This is a genomic window from Traorella massiliensis (genome assembly GCF_900104665.1).
In the GTDB taxonomy this organism is placed as follows: domain Bacteria; phylum Bacillota_I; class Bacilli_A; order Erysipelotrichales; family Erysipelotrichaceae; genus Traorella; species Traorella massiliensis.
Map to the genome: position 1 here is coordinate 410,151 of NZ_LT629969.1, position 14,924 is coordinate 425,074.

The 14,924-nt window shown below is 35.6% G+C and carries 16 protein-coding genes; 12 read left to right on the plus strand and 4 right to left on the minus strand.

The features are described from left to right. Nucleotides 1-240 precede the first annotated feature (240 nt). The 3 genes from BQ5367_RS09205 to BQ5367_RS09215 form a co-directional block, all read right to left on the minus strand. Nucleotides 241-735 (minus strand): flavin reductase family protein, encoded by a 495-nt coding sequence (locus tag BQ5367_RS09205; protein ID WP_071442228.1) that lies wholly within the window; start codon nucleotides 733-735, stop codon nucleotides 241-243. 4 nt (nucleotides 736-739) lie between these two features. Next, nucleotides 740-1,510: a peptidoglycan editing factor PgeF gene (gene pgeF, locus BQ5367_RS09210; RefSeq protein WP_071442229.1), complete on the minus strand. Its 771-nt coding sequence runs from the start codon at nucleotides 1,508-1,510 to the stop codon at nucleotides 740-742. 343 nt (nucleotides 1,511-1,853) lie between these two features. Further along, entirely contained in the window at nucleotides 1,854-3,038 is a 1,185-nt protein-coding gene (locus BQ5367_RS09215) for an IS110 family RNA-guided transposase (RefSeq protein ID WP_071440703.1), read from the minus strand. A gap of 299 nt (nucleotides 3,039-3,337) precedes the next feature. On the opposite strand from BQ5367_RS09215, the gene BQ5367_RS09220 reads away from it, so the two are divergent. Then, entirely contained in the window at nucleotides 3,338-3,871 is a 534-nt protein-coding gene (locus BQ5367_RS09220) for a GNAT family N-acetyltransferase (RefSeq protein WP_071442230.1), read from the plus strand. A 121-nt stretch (nucleotides 3,872-3,992) separates the two neighbouring features. On the opposite strand, the gene BQ5367_RS09225 is transcribed toward BQ5367_RS09220, so the two are convergent. Continuing rightward, the gene (locus BQ5367_RS09225; protein ID WP_143052380.1) at nucleotides 3,993-4,310 is read right to left on the minus strand and encodes a hypothetical protein; all 318 of its coding nucleotides are present in this window, start codon (nucleotides 4,308-4,310) and stop codon (nucleotides 3,993-3,995) included. Nucleotides 4,311-4,504: 194 nt separating this feature from the next. Here BQ5367_RS09225 and BQ5367_RS09230 point away from each other — a divergent pair, with 194 nt between their 5' ends. From BQ5367_RS09230 to dnaJ, 11 genes are all read left to right on the plus strand, one after another. Then, entirely contained in the window at nucleotides 4,505-4,954 is a 450-nt protein-coding gene (locus BQ5367_RS09230; protein WP_071442231.1) for a MerR family transcriptional regulator, read from the plus strand. Between the two features lies 1 nt (nucleotide 4,955). Continuing rightward, nucleotides 4,956-5,945, plus strand: coding sequence for an alpha/beta hydrolase (locus BQ5367_RS09235; RefSeq protein ID WP_071442232.1), 990 nt, complete (start codon nucleotides 4,956-4,958; stop codon nucleotides 5,943-5,945). A gap of 115 nt (nucleotides 5,946-6,060) precedes the next feature. After that, on the plus strand, nucleotides 6,061-7,071 hold the full coding sequence (locus BQ5367_RS09240) for a DUF3592 domain-containing protein (RefSeq protein ID WP_071442233.1): 1,011 nt from the start codon (nucleotides 6,061-6,063) through the stop codon (nucleotides 7,069-7,071). A gap of 49 nt (nucleotides 7,072-7,120) precedes the next feature. After that, nucleotides 7,121-8,077, plus strand: coding sequence for a GNAT family N-acetyltransferase (locus tag BQ5367_RS13850; RefSeq protein WP_235858759.1), 957 nt, complete (start codon nucleotides 7,121-7,123; stop codon nucleotides 8,075-8,077). An 8-nt stretch (nucleotides 8,078-8,085) separates the two neighbouring features. After that, nucleotides 8,086-9,189, plus strand: coding sequence for a GNAT family N-acetyltransferase (locus BQ5367_RS13275; protein ID WP_083383224.1), 1,104 nt, complete (start codon nucleotides 8,086-8,088; stop codon nucleotides 9,187-9,189). Between the two features lie 4 nt (nucleotides 9,190-9,193). Further along, nucleotides 9,194-9,667 carry a GNAT family N-acetyltransferase gene (locus BQ5367_RS09255; protein WP_071442234.1) on the plus strand — a complete coding sequence of 158 codons (474 nt, stop codon included), beginning with the start codon at nucleotides 9,194-9,196 and terminating at the stop codon, nucleotides 9,665-9,667. Nucleotides 9,668-9,969: 302 nt separating this feature from the next. Then, the gene (locus BQ5367_RS09260; protein WP_328586481.1) at nucleotides 9,970-10,236 is read left to right on the plus strand and encodes a winged helix-turn-helix transcriptional regulator; all 267 of its coding nucleotides are present in this window, start codon (nucleotides 9,970-9,972) and stop codon (nucleotides 10,234-10,236) included. 130 nt (nucleotides 10,237-10,366) lie between these two features. Beyond that, nucleotides 10,367-11,383 (plus strand): heat-inducible transcriptional repressor HrcA, encoded by a 1,017-nt coding sequence (hrcA, locus tag BQ5367_RS09265; RefSeq protein ID WP_071442235.1) that lies wholly within the window; start codon nucleotides 10,367-10,369, stop codon nucleotides 11,381-11,383. After that, complete coding sequence (gene grpE / locus BQ5367_RS09270; protein WP_408033455.1) at nucleotides 11,376-11,936, plus strand: nucleotide exchange factor GrpE; 561 nt, start codon at nucleotides 11,376-11,378, stop codon at nucleotides 11,934-11,936. Before hrcA ends, grpE begins: the two co-directional genes overlap by 8 nt. A 14-nt stretch (nucleotides 11,937-11,950) precedes the next feature. Beyond that, entirely contained in the window at nucleotides 11,951-13,759 is a 1,809-nt protein-coding gene (gene dnaK, locus BQ5367_RS09275; protein WP_071442237.1) for a molecular chaperone DnaK, read from the plus strand. A gap of 55 nt (nucleotides 13,760-13,814) precedes the next feature. After that, complete coding sequence (gene dnaJ / locus BQ5367_RS09280) at nucleotides 13,815-14,915, plus strand: molecular chaperone DnaJ (RefSeq protein WP_071442238.1); 1,101 nt, start codon at nucleotides 13,815-13,817, stop codon at nucleotides 14,913-14,915. Nucleotides 14,916-14,924 lie beyond the last annotated feature (9 nt).

Sequence of the window (14,924 nt, forward strand, 5' to 3'; positions counted from 1 at the left end):
ATTTATTCTTTTCAAGAATACTGTTGATCATTATATGCCAAAGCTTTTGCATTAATATTTACCATAAACTTAAAGTATTTATTGTGATTGCTAAATAATGAATATTCTTTACTTTTTCATAAAGACAAAAGAAATCTAAATTTCCTTACTTATGTATATATCAACGATTTGTTTGAAAAGAGCGTTTGTTTTTATAATGGTTAATCATTTCTCACAAAAAACAGCGACATCAATCGCTGTTTAGTCTTTTACCAATACTTTTATGATCTCACCTGTATAAACACGATGATAATCTTTTAAAGGATAATTTTTATCAATGCTAGCATCTATGAACTGACTTGGATCAATATCATAGACGGCTATCTTACGGCAAATGATCGTGCATACAGTCTGATCAAATACCGGCGCATGTTCGATAAAATTTGTTGTAAAACCACAAGCCTCTGCTTTATCGATGTCCCTTCCGGATTTACTGCCACATAGTTTTAAGGCATCCCGATAACTATCATCAAAGAAAGAACAGCTAAAAGTATCATTGGTTTCCATGAACTCATAAGTATAACGCTGAGGACGAATATAAACATTCATGACATCCTTATTCCAAAGATGTCCGATCATTCCCCATGAAGCTGTCATCATATTAAACTTATCTTCACCAGCTCCTACTAACATCCAATCTTTTTTGATCATTTGAATCATGTTTTTACTGATTTCAGAGGCGTTGATTTCTTTCATTTTCTTATCCTTTCAGCATAATGAATGACATATGGCGGCCACAATCTTTATCTCTTCTAAAAGAGAAGAAATTTTCCGCATTTGAATATGTACAGTTTTTATCAACTGTAATATTTTTCATTGGTACGCCTTCATTTAAACACTGCAAACGATTTAATTCTTTATTATCAACGAAACCTTTCTGTGTTGTTTCATTGAAATAATAGGTTGATGATGTATCAAAGCTCATTGCTCTTACTTTTTCAATGACATCCATACCTACCTCAAAATTACTTTGAGTAATACTGGCACCGATGTATACTTTTAAGTTTTCAGGATTTACACCTTCATGTTCTTTTAAATAAGCAATGGATTTAGCTGTTATTTCTTTCACCGTTCCCTGCCATCCGGCATGGATCGCACAAACAATTTCTTTAATTGGATCAGCAATCAGTACTGGCACACAGTCTGCATGAAAAACCCCCAGACATACACCTTTTTCTTTTGTGTATAACGCATCGGTATCTTCAATAGCACTGGCATAGTCAAAGACACCTTTACCTAAATCATCTTTCGTTACTTCTTTGATATGATCGGAATGTGTCTGCTTAGAAAAGACACATCGATTCAAATCAATATTTAAATCCTTTGCAAAACGTGCGCGGTTGATCAAGACCGCTTCTTCTGATTTGCATACATGTAAAGCCATGTTAAAAGCTTCTGGCTGAGAAGCTACCTTTAACGTAGTTCCAGCGATATACTGTGCATTGTCTCTGACAATAATATATTTTTTCATAAAAATCACCTTTCATTATCTATTATTATATGGAAATAGTACCCAATGATGCCTAAAACATCTAATACTATTATTATACGGGTTTTATGAGAAAAAGCAATCATGTTGATTAAAAAGCTACGTAATCAGACTGTAAAACATGTTATAATGAGAGAAAGAATCAAGGAGCTAACTATATAAAAATCAAGAGAATTAGATGAAAAAGTTTGAAAATATAAAATTTCTAGTTTTGTATGTTAGCTGGAGCTGTTCTTTGAAAAGTGAATAGTGATTTGTACTTTTTGGGCATGATGAAAACAACCTTGATGAAGGGAATTTCTAAAATTTGTTTGAAGTTAATTATTTATCTTAACAAATCAGGATTAAATGGCTGATTCGTAGTGACTAAATGATAGATAACTCTAAGCAGCTTTCTTACACAGTGTCCTTGAGCACAGCGATGTCCCTTGCCTTGAGAGATCTTAAGCTGATAGTATTCCTTGAATACAGGATTGCATCGAATAACTGTCAGTATGATCTGATACAAGGTCTTTCGAAGATACTTTGATCCTTTCTTGGCAATAGCTGTATGCTGTGCAGCAAACTGACTTGATTCGTAATGGTAAGGGGCCACCCCTGCAGCCTTTATGATTTTTCTTGCATTAGAATAGTTGCTTATATCTCCTAATTCCGCTAAAATAGAAGTACCAGAGAAATGAGAAATTCCTGGTATGGAGAGGATAGGAGAGTTTGTCTTGAGCGAGAACTCTTCTATTTTTTTATCTATTTCAGTAATTTGCTCATGGATCAATTCTATTTGATCGACCAGATGTCTGATCTGAATAACGTCTGCTGATGAAGGAATTCCAACAGAGGATTTTGCACGATCCTTAAGCATTTCAGGGGTTAAAGAAATACGTCTTCCTCTGCCTTTGTATTCAAAGCATCGACGAATCCTTCTTATATCAGCATTAGCGATAGCTTCAGCACTGCCAAAAGTTTTAAGCACCGCCATATATACACGGCTATATTTGGAATCAAACAGACTGTTGAATTCAGGGAATACAATATCAATACACCTTTGCAGGCGGTTTGAGTAGACATTGAGCTCTTCCTTCAGATTATGATGATGTCTGGTTAACTGTTTCTGTTCATAAAGATCGAAGCTGTTAACTTTCGTGATACGATACTGCTTTTTACGTTCTGGAGTATCCAGGACATCACAAATAGTCAAAGTGTCGAGCTTATCATTTTTGGTAATACCACCTTGCATTTTACGGGAAAAATCAGTGGTTGTAGGATTGATAAGAGCAACGGAGAAGTTTCTATCCAGAAGAAATCTCAACAAAGCAAAATGATAGTGTCCGGTATCTTCCATACCAATTAAGATAGATTTTTTAGAGTAAGGTTTAAGATTTTGAATAAGCAGATCAAAGCCATGTTTATCATTAGAGAAAGAAGCAGGGTGAACGATAAGTTCTCCGGTATCTTTATCCATGATACAAAAGAAGTGTTTATTCTTTCCAATGTCGATTCCAACTAATTTCATGATATAAAATCCTTTCTTTAAAATACGTGAAAATGGTATCCACAACACTTAAACCACAAAACCTGGTTCAAAATACGAATTCAAAGACTCATCTAACTCATCATTATTTAGGAATAAGGTGTGGTAAGAACCTCCTTAAAGTAGTCAAGCCACAAGGAATAATACAAATCCACATTCACATTATTCAATTTTACAGATTAACAAAACCGTAATCAACCACGGTTTAAAGGGTTGATAGAAAGGAAAAGTATACTGTAAATGACTATTAAATGAGTCATTTATAATATACCAGGAATCTTATGTATTATAAAAAAATAGTAGGCCAGCATCTATATCTTTCTCCAATGGATATTGAAAATGAAGCAGAAATCATGACCAGATGGCTGAATGAGGATCGAGATATTGCCTATTTTAATGGTTTTTATGGAAGCCTTATGGGAAAAGATAAAATCAGTGATATGATGAGCCGGTGGAATGAAGGCCCGTTTGTATTTTCAATCGTTTCTTTAGAAGATAACTCTTTTATGGGTCATATTTCTTTATTTAATATAGCTTCACATGAACTTCATGTAACGATGGGGATTTATCTTGGTGAACAGTATCGTCATAAAGGGTATGGCAGTGAAGCAATTAAATTATTATGTGATTATATTTTTGATACTCAGCGTTTTAATGCCATTCATCTGGAAGTGTTTGGCTTTAATGCACATGCTGTTAATGTTTATAAAAAAGCAGGATTTGTAGAATGTGGACGCTGGCATAAAGCACTATATCACTTAGGTGAATATCACGATATCATTCTCATGGAGCTTTTAAAAGATGATTATAAGTAAATCAGTATCATGCTGATTTATTTTTTTATATATTAGGAAATTTCAAATTTAGGGGGAGAAGGTCAAAAAAGCACCCCGATATAAAAGGGCGCATTAAAAACAGGAATAGATAGAACGTTTTTTACTGCTCTCTATTCTTGACTTTATTGTAATAATCCATCGTTACAACTTCACCATCTTCGCATTTGTAACACGCCGATGAGAAATGATCATCCAGACCGCATTCTTCATTCATTTCGCTGATCTCCGCAATCAGCCATGAGGGAATCTTCTGCTCGTGTCCGCATGCAAGACACTTGCACCTTACAAATTCGTCCCTGGCTATAAGATCCATTTCGTCAAATAATTTTTTATCTTTCTTTATCATCGCAATCAGCTCCTTTCCATCCTGTATCATCCGAAGATAAAGACCTCGACGAATTCCATGACTCTCCCGCATGAACATTTCAGCGGAAAGCAAAAGAAGGAGATGTGAAGGTGCCGGTGGAACCACGCCGCTAGAAAGGCAGGTGGGTATGCAGATAGGGGGTTGCTTATTTGCATATGATTTTGGTTACAAAATCATTTTCTTGTACTTGACTTAAAGTTTACTTTAACTTGTATAATGCTAATAAAAGACGAGGAGGAGATCATATGTCATATTCTATTCAGGAAGTAGCTGATATGATGAAAGTTAAAACATCGACCTTGCGTTATTATGATTCTGAAGGGTTACTTCCAAATATCAGACGGGTAAATGGAAAAAGAGTTTTTGAAGATAAAGATTTTAAGTGGCTTAGAGTGCTGAATTGTATGAAAAATATTCATATGCCGGTTAAAAAGATCAAGGAATATGTAATATTGGCTCAACAGGGTGATGCTACCCTACAAAAAAGATATGAGATGATTTTGGAACAAAAAAGAAATATCGAAAATCAGATCAAAGAGCTGCAGACTTGTTATAAAGAATTTGAATATAAAGAATGGTATTATAAAACAGCGCTAGAGGCTGGAACTGAGAAGGTCGTGGAAAATATCTCGGCGGAAATGCCAACGCTGGAAATTGATGAAATTCCTAAAGATTATAAGAAAGAGGATGAATAAAATGCAGGAACAATTAAAATTAACAATGGAATGGGATAAGACATTCCCTAAGAGTGATAAAGTAAATCATCATAAAGTAACCTTTCATAACCGTTATGGTATCACATTAGCAGCTGATATGTATGAACCAAAAGAAATACAGGGAAGGTTAAGTGCTATTGCTGTTTGTGGACCTTTTGGAGCGGTTAAGGAGCAGGCAAGTGGATTATATGCTCAGACATTGGCAGAAAGAGGTTTTATAACAATAGCCTTTGATCCGTCTTTTACAGGTGAAAGCGGAGGAATTCCACGTTATATGGCTTCACCGGACATCAATACGGAAGATTTCCAGGCAGCAGTCGATTTTCTTTCAGTTCAAAAAAATGTTGATCCAGAAAGAATGGGTATCGTAGGAATATGTGGCTGGGGAGGCATGGCACTTAATGCAGCAGCGCTAGATACCCGCATTAAAGCAACTGTGACTTCTACGATGTATGATATGAGTCGTGTGAATGCTCAAGGATATTTTGATGCGGAAAATACGGCTGATGCCCGATATGAAAAAAAGAAAGTCTTGAATGCTCAAAGAGTGAAAGACTATATAAATGATAGTTATGCTTTAGGTGGCGGTGTTGCTGATCCGCTTCCAGCAGATGTACCTTTCTTTGTGAAAGATTATCATGCTTACTATAAAACAGATAGAGGCTATCATCCTCGTTCATTGAATTCAAATGGCGGATGGAATGTCATTGGCTGCATGTCTTTTTTAAATCAGCCGATTCTTCAATATAGTAATGAAATCCGCAGTGCAGTATTGCTCATCCATGGTGAAAAAGCACACTCCTGTTATTTCAGTAAAGATGCGTATGCCAACATGATCAAAGATAATCCTTATACGGATAATAAAGAATTAATGATTCTTCCTAATGCTGTACATACGGATTTATATGATCAGCTGGATATCATTCCATTTGATAAAATAGAAAAGTTTTTTAGAGAATATTTAAAATAAAGTATAAATATAAGACTGAATCAGGATAAATTCTGTTTCAGTCTTATTTATTATGCTTGTATATCTTCTTATTCCTAAGCAAGTTTGATATAATAAAAAAATGAGGAAGCTTAAAATGAGAAAAAAAGCATATTATATTCAACAGATAATGATTTCATCTATTTCCGCAATTCTTTTATTTAATATTATCATAAAATCAGAAAATTTATTAATGAAGGTCATTTTAATTCCTTTCGCAATGAATGTGGTCATCATTCTATTAAAAAATATCTTACTGATGAATCATAAACAGAAATGGGCAGATCTATGTAGTAAATCATATAAAATGATCTACTATATCTACTTTTTTATCATTATTGTTTATTGGAGTTATCTAAGTATTCGAAATGGCAATCTTTTTAATCTGATCATTACGATTCCTTTTTGGATCATGATCATTTATCAGATTTATCGAAAATTTTTCAAGCGTAAAGATGAGGTGAAAACGTCAAATTTCGATCCTCGATTGCTCATAGGGGGTCTTTTAGTAGGTTTATGCTTTGTGATTGGTATATTTATGTTCTTTTTTGGAATCAAAGATGTTTATGAACAAAGTATCATTACAAGAACCTATGTTCCAATAGAAGGTACTTTTTATGATTATGAAATCTATGATAGTGATGAAGATGGGACAACCTATTCACTGATCTATCGTTATGAGGTAGAAGGCGTGACTTATCAGGTTCAAACTAATTATGGAACAGGTTCTATTCCATCGTATAATAGTAAAAGAGAAGTACGGTATAATCCAGAAAATCCTCAAGAAGCAGTTCTTTCAGGAACAAGTGGCAATCGTGCATTAGTATTCATAGGTGCTTTTTTCACATTAGTTTCTTTGGTATTCGTGTTTGCATTTTTAAGTGATATGGGATATCTTGATCATCTTAAATTTGATTTTATGGGAACATATGTTGGAGCCGTCTTTTTAATTATAGGAATAGGTGTTTTTGTTATGCAGATAGGAACAGCTGGATCTCTAGTTGAAATGTTCCATACAATGGGGCTTTGGATCTTTATTCCTGTTTTATTTGTGATCGTAGGAGGTCTTCTTTTGGTGAAAAGCTTATTTGTAAACAGAAAACAATAAGATAGATTAATCAATGGTTTTATATTTATTACAATGATATAATAAAAATATGAAAAAAATATATTTAATTGGCGGGACAATGGGTGTTGGCAAGACATCTGTATGTCAGTATTTAAAAAAAGAATTATCGAATTGTGTTTTTCTTGATGGTGACTGGTGTTGGGACAGTTTTCCTTTTGTTGTGAATGAAGAAACGAAAACGATGGTCATTGATAATATCGTTTATCTATTAAATAATTTTATTCATTGTTCAGCTTATGAGCATATATTGTTTTGCTGGGTCATGCATGAGCAGTCAATAATAGATATGATCATTAAAAAGCTGGATATTAGAGATTGTGATGTATGCTCTTATTCATTAATAGCTGATGAATCATGTTTGAAAGAAAGATTAGAAAAAGATATTGAAGAGGGTAAAAGGAGTGAAGATATTCTAGAAAGAAGTCTTGAACGTTTGCCTTTGTATGAAAAACTTTCTACGATCAAGATTGATACGAGTCATAAATCGCTTTCTATGATTGCTGATGAGATCATTCAAAAAGCAAATCATGTCATGATACGCCTTTATCGTGAAGAAGATCTTACTGATGTTGCAGTGTTGTTTTATGAATGTGTGCATACGGTAAATGCGAAGGATTATACTCAAGAACAGCTGGACGCCTGGGCAGATGGTAAAATAGATTTGGAAAAATGGAATCAGTCTTTTTTGAAACATATCAGTTATGTTGCATTAAAAGATGGAAAAATTGTAGGTTTTGGTGATATTGATCCTAGCGGATATCTGGATCGATTATATGTCCACAAAGATTATCAGCATCAAAAAATAGCGACCCTTTTGTGTCAGCGGCTTGAACGTTCCGTGCATGTTCCAAAAATTGTTGTTCATGCTTCAATTACCGCAAGACCTTTTTTTGAAAAAAGAGGATATCATATCATAAAAAAACAGCAAGTAGAAAGAAAAAAAATCTTATTGACAAATTATGTCATGGAGAAATTGATGTTTTAGGAGTAATTATGGAAGTACTGTATCAGGATAAAAATATAGTCGTATGTATCAAGCCAGTAGGACTTGATTCAGAAAAACAGGTTGTGGAAATCCTTAAAGAGCAGCTTGGAGGAGATATCTATCCTTTGCATCGGTTAGACTTAAATGTTGGTGGTATCATGGTTTATGCTCGTCATTCAAAGAGTGCGGCTTTATTTTCAAAGATGATTCAAAATAATGAAATGGTCAAAGAATATGTGGCAATGGTGCATGGCAAACCAACTGAATGGGATGTTTGGGAAGATTATCTTTTTAAAGATTCTAGAAAGAATAAAGTTTTTGTCGTTAAGAAAATGCGTAAGGGTGTTAAACAAGCCAAATTGGAATATAAACGTTTAACCATAGAAAAAGATCAATCATTGGTAAGGGTAAGACTGTATACGGGTAGAAGTCATCAGATTCGTGTACAGTTTGCAAGTCGTGGATTTCCTCTTGTGGGTGATCATAAATATGGTTCAAGGGCGGATGTAGCTTCACCGATGCTTTTTTCATGCAGGCTTTCTTTTCCATATCAGGGGAAGACCTATTGTTTTGAGGCTTATCCTTTGTGGGCTCAAAAAGCGATTCAATTGGATATTCAGAAATTATCCAGTCATTATGAAGTAAGAAGGCTTGAAAAAGAGAATATTGATCAGATTTATGATCTATGTAAGGAAAATCCTTTATTTTATGAATATCATCCACCTTTTGTTACTAAAGAAAGTATTGAAGATGATATAAAAGCATTACCGCCACGTAAAGAATATAAAGATAAGTATTATATTGGTTTTTTTGAAGGTGAAATACTTGTGGCTTTTATGGATCTTATTCTTGACTATCCAAAAGAAAAGACTGCTTTTATTGGTTTCTTTATGATGAATCGTGATTATCAGGGAAAAGGAATAGGAACTCAGATCATTGATGAAGCATTTGCTTATTTAAAAGAAAAGGATTTTGAAAAAGTTAGATTGGCTTATGCAAAGGGAAATCCACAGAGTGAAGCTTTTTGGACAAAGAATGGCTTTCTAAAAACAGGTTTAGAAATACCAAATGATTTTTCAAGTTATATCATTATGGAAAAGAATTGGAGATAAAAAGATGAAGATAGAAATCAAAGAATATATAAAAGATAGAATGGGTGATGTTTTAGCTTTTGAAAAAAGACTTCGAGAAGAGGAAGATGTCTGGGGCTGGGAAATTGATGAGGCTTATGTTCAATCAGTTGAAAAGTCATTTGATGATCCTGCATTTCAAACATCAATTTCATTACTGGCTTATGTGGATGGGCATGTTGTCGGCCGTATTGATTCTACGATGATTGCCTCACATTTTGATGGTTCTAAAAAGGCATATCTGGACTGGATCTGTGTATTGAAAAGTCATCGTCATCAACAGGTAGCACAGAACTTATTGATGGCATTGATTCAAAGATGGAAGTGTAAGGGGGTGGATACACTGATTGCGTTAACGGCTTCTAATGATGAGGCGCAACGTTTTTATAAAAGTGTTGCACACTCAGAAATGAGAGATATTGGAATATGGATCGATATCAATCAATATGAAAAACTATAAAAAATAAAAGTCTCGAGCTGAGACTTTTTTTCATAAATTTAACACCCGATTGCCATGCCTGTCCAGCCTTTTCACCGATGGCATAATAGCCGCTTTGAAATTGATTAAGCTACTACATTTACGATTTCACCTAATACTCTGAATCCATATGCTGCATGCTGGTAATTTCATTATAATCAATGGTGAAAGAAAGGCAAGTACCTGTTTTTTGGTAAGGTACTATTATAAAGGTAAGTATGATCAAGAAATATATTGAAGAGGCAAATTTTGAAGATGCAGGATTTAGTTATACTCTATCTTGAATTAATGGAAAATATAAGATGGTGATTTTATATTGTCTTATGGAATTTCAACCAGTGCGTTTTAATGAATTGCAACGATATTTGAAAAAAATATCAGATAAGACATTGAGTCAAAATTTAAAAGAATTAGAAAAAGATGGATTGATTTATAGAAAAGTTTACTCTCAAATTCCTCCGAAGGTAGAATATTCATTAAGTGAACGAGGGTCTTCACTTATGAAAGTATTAGATGAAATGTGCATCTGGGGTGAAAAGAACCGTGTGTAGAAAATGCGGTTTTATTTTGTGAAGAAATATTGAAATTTTTTATTTTTTAGCACTAAAGTGTTGACAGTGCTAACTGGTTGTGCTATTCTATTAGCAGCAAGAGATTTAGAGTGCTAGGAAGGAGTGGCTTATGGAACTTACTGAACGTCAAACTAAAGTGTTTAAGACCATTGTAGAAGAGTTCACTCGAACAGCTGAACCAGTGGGAAGTCACACGCTGATGAATTTACTGGACTTTCATGTTTCTTCGGCAACTCTTAGAAATGAAATGGCTGCTCTAGAGGAAATGGGCTTGCTAGAGAAAACACATACTTCTAGCGGACGAGTACCATCAACCAAGGGTTATCGTTATTATGTCGATCATCTGATGGTAAAGCATATTGAACCAAAGATGATGAATGCGTTACAAACGATTTTTGATGCCCGCAATTCAAGTATGGAGGAGGTTGTTCGTCAAAGCTGTGATATACTTTCGCAGATGACAAATCTTACATCTGTTGCTTTAGGGCCGGATGCCAGATATCAGGCACTACAGCATATCACACTGATTCCGTTAAATGAAAAAAGTGCGGTGGCGATTTTTGTCACCAATCACGGACATACTGAGAATAAGACTTTCCAGTTTTCAGAAAGTGTCAGTATGAATGATTTGACGACCTGCTGTAATCTGTTGAATGAAAATTTGGTAGGCGTACCGTTGAATGAAGTGGTTGATCGAATGGTAGAAATTCAGCCTTTGCTGGCGGCAAAAGTACAGCGTCATGAAATGCTGTTTGAGGCTTTTGTCAATGCATTTGTGAAATTTGCCAGTGATCAGGTTTATTTCAGTGGACAAAGCAATATGCTGTATCAGCCGGAATTTGCGGACATTGAAAAGTTAAAGAAAATGATGAGTATGCTTGAGGACAGTTCCCTGTGGCGTCAGATAGCTGAGGAAAATACGGGTACTGTTGTTCGTATTGGAAAAGACAATGTCAAACTTTTAGATACGGATGACGTAAGCGTAGTTGCCAGTAAATTTAAAATCCATGGTGATGAGGAAGGTCAGCTGATGATCGTAGGACCGACTCGTATGCCATATAATGAAGTGGTGGCGCTGATGGAATATGTCAGCAGACGAATCGAGGAGATGTTTAATGATGACTGATAAGAAAAAGAAAAAAGATGGAAATGAAAAGGAAGAAATTGTTGCTGAAGCTGTTGAAGATACAGAAAGTACGAAAAATGCGGAAAGTGAAACAGATAAGCTAAAGGAAGAAATTGAAAATCTAAAAGCAGAACTTGCTGAAAGTAAAAATGCTTTCTATAAGGCTTATGCTGATACGGAGAATACAAAAAGACGACTTCAGAACGAATTTGAGAAGAGCAATAAATATAAGCTCCAGGATTTTGGAAAAGAAGTTCTTCCGATCATCGATAATCTGGAAAGAGCCCTTCAGGTAAATACTGATTCTGAAGAGTTGAAAAACTATGCTAAAGGATTTGAAATGATCTATGCACAGCTTGTAGAAGTTTTGAAGAAGCAGGGAATTGTTGAAATTGACTGTTTGAATAAAGAATTTGATGCGAATTACCACCATGCAATCATGCAGGAGGCCAAGGAAGGCGTAGAAAGTGGGATCGTCATTGAAGTTCTTCAGAAAGGATATATGTTAAAGGATCGTATTTTACGTCCTGCACTTGTAAAGGTAAGCGAATAAGGAGGAGAAAAGATATGTCAAAGATTATTGGAATTGATTTAGGTACAACCAACTCATGTGTTGCTGTTATGGATGGCAGTGACTGCAAGGTTATCACAAACCCTGAAGGAAACCGTACAACACCTTCAGTTGTAGCGTTTAAAAATGGCGAAAGAATTGTGGGTGATGCAGCTAAACGTCAGGTTGTTACAAATAAGGATACAGTATCATCTATCAAACGTTTGATGGGTACAAACCAGAAAGTAACTTTGGAAGGAAAAGAATATACACCGCAGGAAATCAGTGCTATGATTCTTCAGTATCTGAAAACATATGCTGAAGGTTATCTGGGAGAGCCAGTAACAAAAGCTGTTATTACAGTTCCTGCTTACTTTAATGATGCTCAGCGTCAGGCTACAAAAGATGCTGGTAAGATTGCTGGTTTGGAAGTAGAACGTATTATTAACGAACCAACAGCAGCAGCATTGGCTTATGGTTTGGATAAGAGCAGTGATCGTGAACAGAAGGTTTTAGTATATGACTTAGGTGGAGGAACATTCGATGTTTCTATCCTTGAATTAGCTGATGGTACATTTGAAGTATTGTCAACTTCTGGTGATACTCACTTAGGTGGTGATGACTTCGATAATGTTATCGTTAACTGGATGATCGATACATTCAAGAAGGAAAATGGTATTGACTTGTCAAGTGATAAGATGGCTATGCAGCGTTTGAAGGAAGCTGCTGAAAAAGCAAAGAAAGATTTGAGTGGAACGGTTCAGACACAGATCTCATTGCCATTCATCTCTGCTGGTGCTAACGGACCATTACACTTTGAAGCTACATTAACTCGTGCTAAATTTGATGAAATGACAAAGTCATTAGTTGAACGTACGATCACACCGGTACGTAATGCATTAAAGGATGCCGGATTAACAAAGAATGATATTCATCAGGTATTGTTAGTTGGTGGTTCTACACGTATTCCAGCTGTACAGGAAGCTGTTAAGAATGAATTAGGAAAAGAACCAAATAAATCTGTTAACCCAGATGAAGCAGTTGCCGTAGGGGCTGCTATTCAGGGTGGAGTTATCTCTGGTGATGTAAAAGATGTCTTATTGCTGGATGTTACACCATTGTCATTAGGTATTGAAACGATGGGTGGTGTCATGACAGTATTGATTCCACGTAATACAACAATTCCTACAAGTAAATCACAGATTTTCTCAACAGCTGCTGATAACCAGCCTGCAGTAGATATCCATGTACTTCAGGGTGAAAGACCAATGGCAAATGACAACAAGACATTAGGATTGTTTAAGCTGGATGGTATTGCTCCTGCAAGAAGAGGTATTCCACAGATCGAAGTTACATTCGATATCGACGTTAACGGTATCGTTCACGTATCTGCATTGGATAAAGGTACAAATAAGAAACAGTCTATCACAATTTCAAACTCTTCAGGATTAAGTGATGAAGAAATTGAAAGAATGGTAAAAGAGGCTGAAGAACACAAGAATGAAGATGAAAAACGTCGTGAAGAAGCTGAATTGAGAAATAAGGCAGAAGCCTTCATCAATCAGATCGACTCTACATTAGCTGATGCTGGTGATAAGATCGATGCAAAACAGAAAGAAGAGACTCTAAGACTTCGTGATGAATTGCAGAAAGCTTTGGATGACAACGATATGGAAGCTGTAAAGACAAAGCTGGATGCTTTGGAAAAGGCAGCTCAGATGGCTTCTGAACAGATGTATCAGCAGCAAGGTGCAAGCGGAAACGCTCAACAGTCAAACAACAATGATGATAATGTTGTTGATGCAGATTTCACTGAAAAGAATTAATATTGAAAAGAAATTCTAGCTATGCTAGAATTTCACTGCTGAAAGGTGGGAAAGAATGGCAAAAAGAGATTATTATGAAGTTCTGGGGCTTCAAAAAGGAGCTACAGATGCTGAAATAAAAAAAGCTTATCGTCAAATGGCGAAAAAATATCATCCCGATGTGAATAAAGCAGCAGATGCAGAAGAGAAATTCAAGGAAATCAATGAAGCTTATGAAGTATTAAGCGATCCTCAGAAGAAAGCAAACTATGATCAGTTTGGTCATGCTGGTATGGATGGTGCCTTTGGTCAAGGAGGCTTTACTGGTGGATTCAGTGACTTTGGGGATATTAATGATATTTTCGGTTCATTTTTTGGTGGTGCAAGTCAGAGACGTTCTTCAAATGGACCAAGAAAAGGGAACGACCGTTTCATGCAAATGCGTATTGGCTTCATGGAGGCAATCTTTGGTAAAACAGAAGAAATTACGATTGAAGTTGATGAGCAGTGTAGTGAATGTTTAGGAAGCGGTGCAAGAAGTAAAAGTGATATTCAAAGCTGTTCCAGATGTAATGGAACAGGACAAGTTCAATCACAGAATCGTACGCCTTTTGGAGTATTTATGTCATCCAGCGTATGTCCGGAATGTAATGGAAGCGGAAAGAAAATTTTGCACAAATGTCCAAAATGTCATGGACGAGGCTATGAGCATAAGCGTGTAAAGCTGGAAATCAAGATTCCTGCTGGTATTCAGTCTGGTCAACAGATCAGAGTTAGCGGCAAGGGTGAAAGAGGCATCAATGGTGGACCTAACGGAGATTTATATATTGAAATTTTAGTAAATCGTCATCCTAATTTTGTTCGAGATGGTAATGATATTCGTATCAGTATACCTATCAGTGCTGTAGATGCAACACTTGGATGTAAAGTAGATGTTCCAACCGTATATGGTGATGTAGAATTGACGATTCCAGCTGGAACACAGCATGGAACGCAATTTAGACTACGTGGTAAAGGTGTGAAAGGACCTCGTGCCCAGGGAGATCAGTATGTAGAAGTTCGTATTGAAATTCCAACAAAACTTTCAAGAGAAGAGCATAAGTTATATGAAAAACTACGTGATTCTAAAGAAAGAGAATCTGCTTTCGATAAGTTCAAAAAATCATTTAATATTTAACGTCTGATT